At 40.1% G+C, this 5,224-nt stretch carries 6 protein-coding genes; all 6 read right to left on the reverse strand.

Annotation, left to right across the window (positions count from 1 at the left end; translation table 11 throughout):
• Positions 1–66: 66 nt before the first annotated feature.
• A complete protein-coding gene (locus tag ACTCNA_RS17495) occupies positions 67–1,368 on the reverse strand; it encodes a rhodanese-like domain-containing protein (RefSeq protein WP_462949228.1) in 1,302 nt (433 codons plus the stop codon).
• Between the two features lie 30 nt (positions 1,369–1,398).
• On the reverse strand, positions 1,399–1,683 hold the full coding sequence (locus tag ACTCNA_RS17500; RefSeq protein ID WP_462949229.1) for a DUF427 domain-containing protein: 285 nt from the start codon (positions 1,681–1,683) through the stop codon (positions 1,399–1,401).
• A 213-nt stretch (positions 1,684–1,896) separates the two neighbouring features.
• On the reverse strand, positions 1,897–3,855 hold the full coding sequence (locus tag ACTCNA_RS17505; protein WP_462949230.1) for a protein-disulfide reductase DsbD family protein: 1,959 nt from the start codon (positions 3,853–3,855) through the stop codon (positions 1,897–1,899).
• Between the two features lie 20 nt (positions 3,856–3,875).
• Positions 3,876–4,196 (reverse strand): thioredoxin, encoded by a 321-nt coding sequence (gene trxA / locus ACTCNA_RS17510; RefSeq protein WP_462949231.1) that lies wholly within the window; start codon positions 4,194–4,196, stop codon positions 3,876–3,878.
• A gap of 62 nt (positions 4,197–4,258) precedes the next feature.
• Positions 4,259–4,666: a hypothetical protein gene (locus tag ACTCNA_RS17515; protein WP_462949232.1), complete on the reverse strand. Its 408-nt coding sequence runs from the start codon at positions 4,664–4,666 to the stop codon at positions 4,259–4,261.
• A gap of 95 nt (positions 4,667–4,761) precedes the next feature.
• The gene (locus tag ACTCNA_RS17520; protein ID WP_462949233.1) at positions 4,762–5,121 is read right to left on the reverse strand and encodes a DsrE family protein; all 360 of its coding nucleotides are present in this window, start codon (positions 5,119–5,121) and stop codon (positions 4,762–4,764) included.
• Positions 5,122–5,224: the final 103 nt, after the last annotated feature.

Consider the following 5,224-nt stretch of genomic DNA (forward strand, 5'->3'; position numbering starts at 1 on the left):
AATTCACAATAATCTTTGCAATCTCGTTTTCAGTCATAATTTGATATTTTTTTCTCTCTTGGCGGCTTAGCGACTTTGCGCGATTTTTTCTTCAGGCACTCCGGTCTCATAAGGATTATTTGGGTCGTTGCTCCATTCAAACCAACCACCGTCGTAAACAGAAACACGCGGCCAGCCCATCAGCCAGGCATTAAACCATGCTTCACTTCCGCGCCAACCCGTACCACAGTAGAAGGCCAAATGTTTATCGGGTGTAATGCCATTCTTTTCCCAAATTTCTGCAATTTCATGAAACTCGCGCGTGGTGTGGTCAACATTACGGTAATTTTCCATGTGATAGGCATCGGAGCCGCAATCGGCAAATACGGCTCCGGGAATACGACCCTTTGCCTCGATATAGTTATAGCCACTCACTTCACCAATGTATTCAAGCCAACTACGCACGCAAACCAGTTCGGCTTTGGGTGAGGCCAGCATCTCTTTTGCTTCGGGCGTATCGACAGCCAGTTCAGGTTTTTGCGGAATAGAAACACCAAAATCGGTCACTTGTTTTTTGGGTTCATCGATAAATGAAGTTTCAAAACCGGCATCCTGCCACGACTGAAAACCGCCATTTAATATCCTGACATCTTTCACTCCTGCGTACATCATGATAAATGCATTGCGGATGGCGCCAATGTCGCCCGCAGCGCTGCCCGGAAATTCGTCGTCGTTGTCGGGGTTCATGTATTTTCCATATAAAACCACGGTGGTGTTAGCAGTAATTCCAAGTTCTTCCAGTGCTTTTTTCAATTCTTTCGGTGAACGGCGGTTCCAGGTTTCTTCCGATTCCAAATCATTGGTATTAATATCGATGGCCCCGGGAATGTGGCCGCTCAGGTAAGCATCGCGATTGCGGTAGTGAGCGTGAGCAATTACAAATTTATTATTATGGTATTCGGCCGGTCTTCTTTCTGAAATCAAATTATTCACCCATTCAGGCGAAACGAGGTTTTTGTACCGTTCAAGTTTCTGCATGGGTAAATCTGGGTTAGCAGCCCATTCATTTACAAATTGATTATAGACAGAAACTTTTGAATAGCCAGATTTTATAAATCGTTCTGCTACTTTATTGCTATCTTCAACAGAGTACCCATAAACGACAATTTCATTTTTGGGCAGAATGCCCTTATGCCGAACTATTTCAATCCAATCTATATAATTCAGCCATTTAGCCGGAAGGCTTTTTGCCCCGGCAATGTGGCCACCGCGTTTTTCTCCATTGAGTTGCCAACCATTGTAAGCATCAACAGTCCGAACATCGATAACTTTTACATTTTTAAATTGAATAAGTCCTTTTAATTCTGCTGTATTTTTTTCAATAAACATATTAATATTTGTATTTCATTATAATCACTATCAATCTTTCACCACCTGCACACCTTTCCAAAAGGCCACCCGTTTTTTAATGCTTTTTGCCAATTCTGACGGCTCGGGGTAGTACCAGGCAGCATCAGAATTTAGTTTTCCATCCACCTCAACAGTATAATATGATGCAGTTCCCTTCCAGTGGCATACTGTTTGGGTTTTACTTTCTTTCAAAAACTCCTTTTTAACTGATTCTACCGGAAAATAGGCATTTCCCTCCACGTTGACAATGTCGTTACTTTCGGCTATCACTTTGCCGTTCCATATTGCTTTCATAATATACTAAAATTAATCGTTTCCAACGGCAGTGCCCAAAAGAACCTCAGTCTATGTCAGGAAATGTTCATTTTTTATGTTCGAAGATAAACCTCTTAACTGTAACAGATTTTCATTTGCTATCATTTGCCGTATTTTTTCTATTTGATATTTTGAGATAACAGTCGTGTATTTTTTTTAACCTGACATTAACCTGTCAAATTTTCAAAAAAATTAACTTCCCTTTTCAAAATTTTTCAACCCTTTATTCAGGAAATCAATGTATCCTTCAATGCTTGTATTATATCCTTTTGGTTTTGCCAGCATTTGTCCGTCATGGCCAATCAGCACATAAAAGGGTTGGGCATTTGTCTTAAAATGTGTGGCCTGAAAATCGCTCCATTTATTGCCAATGGTTTTCACCTTGCGATTGGTTGTTTCAGAAATATATTGCTCTTTCTCAGGCAGAATTGTTTTGTCATCCACATAAAGAGAAATCAACACGTAATCGTTTCTAAGCAGCGATAGAACGTTTTTATCACTCCAGACATTATCTTCCATTTTGCGGCAGTTTACACAGCTCCATCCGGTAAAATCGAGTATAACCGGTTTGTTAACCTTTTGGGCATAAGCCATTCCTTTCTTGTAATCGTGAAAACAATTGAGTCCGAAAGGGCAATGGAATTCATTATCGGCAATTTTAGCCACATTAGTTGTTTGTTCTGAATTATTTGTAACGGAGGTTGATGCATTTTGCAGACTCCACCCTTCATTGTAAAACGAAGGAGGAGGGAACCCACTTATCAGTTTTAGCGGTGCACCCCACATTCCCGGAATCATATAAACTACCAGGCCAAAAACGAGTATGCTACCGACCAGACCTTGAATGGAAGTTTTCTTTTGTTCGCTGTCGTGTGGCAGGCGAATCTTTCCCAGCAGGTAAAACCCAAGCAAACTGAAAATCACTATCCAAAGCGCTATAAACACTTCGCGCGTAAGAATTCCCCAGTGGTAAGCCAGGTCAACAGCCGATAAAAATTTCAATGCAAAAGCAAGTTCAATAAACCCAAGGATTACTTTTACAGAATTCAGCCAGCCTCCCGATTTTGGTAATGAATTTAACCATCCGGGGAATGCCGCAAACAAAGCAAAAGGAAGTGCAAGAGCGATGGCAAAACCAAGCATTCCAATGGCAGGACCAATTACGTTACCATTTACAGCGGCTTGTACCAGCAAGCTCCCTATTATTGGCCCGGTGCAGGAAAACGACACCAACGATAATGTAAACGCCATAAAAAAGATACCAATTAATCCGCCTTTGTCGGCAGCTTTATCCGATGCGTTCAGCCATTTGGCTGGAAGTGTAATTTCGAAAGCCCCGAAAAACGACAAGGCAAAAACTACAAAAATCAGAAAAAAAGCGAAATTCATTATTCCGTTACTGGCTAATGCATTCAGCGCATCAGGCCCCAGCGAAAAAGTAATAGCCAGCCCAAGCGAAACATAAATAATAATAATAGATGCTGCATAAATCAACGCGTTGCGAATTCCCTTTGCACGTGTTTTACTTTGTTTGGTAAAAAAACTTACGGTTAAAGGAAGCATTGGAAAAACACAGGGTGTAAGCAGTGCTAATAATCCGCCGGCAAACCCTGCAAAAAAGATTGCCCAGATACCCAGGTTGCTCCCTTCGGGCATAAATGAACCGGCATCAGGGGAAGCAGCGACAAATGCCGGTCCTTTTTCAACTGTAACAGTAAATTCACGTGTGTCGGGAGGGAGGCACATTTCGTCGCTGCAGGCCATAAAAGTAGCTTTCATTGTAATTTGCAAACTGTCGCTGGTTTGCAATGCAATTTTTTGGCTAAACGTTGTTTTTCCTTCAAAAAAAGAAACTTCAGCATTATTAAATGCAGGTTCTTTTTTTGTAATGGGCGTCGGTTCTTCAGTTTGTCCTACAAGTTCGTAGGCCGAATTGTGTTCAAATTCAAATGTAGTGGGTACCGGACCTTCACTTTTGTCTTGTACCTGACTGTATATGTGCCATCCTTTGTCAACATCAGCATTAACCGTGATAAGGGCTGAATCAGGGGCAAAACGTTCTGCTTTTAATTCCCATTTTACCGGGTTGTATATTTGTGAAAATCCCGATAATGACACAAGTAAAGACAAAAGAGTTGTTAATGTTTTCATTTTGGCTATTTGTTTAAGGTTTACGATAAAAGGCCTTCAAGTTTTTTTACAAACTCTCTTTTAGGAGCTGCACCTTTTAATTTGTCCACAACCTGTCCGTTTTTGAAAAACAGGACGGTAGGAATATTCATTATTCCGAATTTCACAGCAAGTTCCTGATTGGTGTCCACATCAACTTTGCCAACCAAAACATTGCCGTTGAACTCATAGTTAAGTTCTTCAATTATTGGCCCAATAGCTTTGCATGGGCCACACCATTGTGCCCAAAAATCTACCAAAACGGGTTGTTCCGATCTAAGCACAATTTCATCAAAGTTGTCTTTTGTTAATTCTTTAGCCATAACTTTTTTTATTAAAAAGGCGGAACTGTTGATTCCGCCTTTCATTTAACTTTCTTAAATTTTTAATTTGCAGCCTTTTCAGCGGTTTTCATTGCCTGGGCCAGCTCATTGTTGCTTTTGGCTACACTTATCTGAGTGATTAATTCTTTAGAATCAGCATCGAAGAAATACACCATACCTGTTCCATTGTATTTGGCCATTGCCTTTTCCAGCCCAACTTTTTTTAACGCTTTCGCCGATTCCGCTTTTGTTTTATCATTTGTCAGGTCATTGTCCACAAACTGAATGGCCATGTCCTTATTATTGGCCTTGAAGGTTTCCATAGCACGCATACCATTTTTCTGGCACACCGGACACCATTCTGCTTTATTTACCACTGCAATTACTTTAGAACCATTAGCTGCAAAGGCAGAAACGGAAACCAGCATGATAAAAGCCACGCTCGCAAGAATTGTTTTTACGTTTTTCATGATTTCTTAAATTTTATTATTTAACTTAAAAATTGTAATTCACATTTATTGTCGGAGCTTTTTGCTTTCCTGACAATTTTTTTAAATTTTTTCCATTAAAAGTTTATAACACTATACCCATCAGCAAAAAGGCTGCGTAAACTAGAGTGTTTTTTAAATTCTGAAAGTAGAGGAACTCCAGCTTTTTCTACTTTTGTTTTTACACCAAAAGCTTCTGCACAATAATGGCACACACCGGTTATTTTGTCTTTCAGACTGGCATACAACGCATGCATTTTATGGTCTTCCTTTTCCAGTTCACCAATCCATTTGGTTCCGGCACCTTCGAAAATAATCTTTAGGTCGTCACCGTTTTCAACTGCTTCGAGTGCCAACATAAATGCATTTGATACTTTCCCCATTGCTTCCACTGTATCCGTGTCGGCATAAATTACGATTGCTATTTTTGCAGCAATTCATGGAGAATTTTTGGGTTAATAGAAACATTTATTAGTTAACAAGTTACAAAACTTGCAGGAAAATATTTTTCGCACTATTTTAGCAATCAGCACACCAGCC

Source organism: Tangfeifania sp. (assembly GCF_055108615.1).

Coding starts and splice junctions, on each gene's coding strand:
- trxA (WP_462949231.1), bottom strand. CDS start 4,196: ATGGCTAAAGAATTAACAAAAGACAACTTTGATGAAATTGTGCTTAGA.
- ACTCNA_RS17515 (WP_462949232.1), bottom strand. CDS start 4,666: ATGAAAAACGTAAAAACAATTCTTGCGAGCGTGGCTTTTATCATGCTG.
- ACTCNA_RS17505 (WP_462949230.1), bottom strand. CDS start 3,855: ATGAAAACATTAACAACTCTTTTGTCTTTACTTGTGTCATTATCGGGA.
- ACTCNA_RS17500 (WP_462949229.1), bottom strand. CDS start 1,683: ATGAAAGCAATATGGAACGGCAAAGTGATAGCCGAAAGTAACGACATT.
- ACTCNA_RS17495 (WP_462949228.1), bottom strand. CDS start 1,368: ATGTTTATTGAAAAAAATACAGCAGAATTAAAAGGACTTATTCAATTT.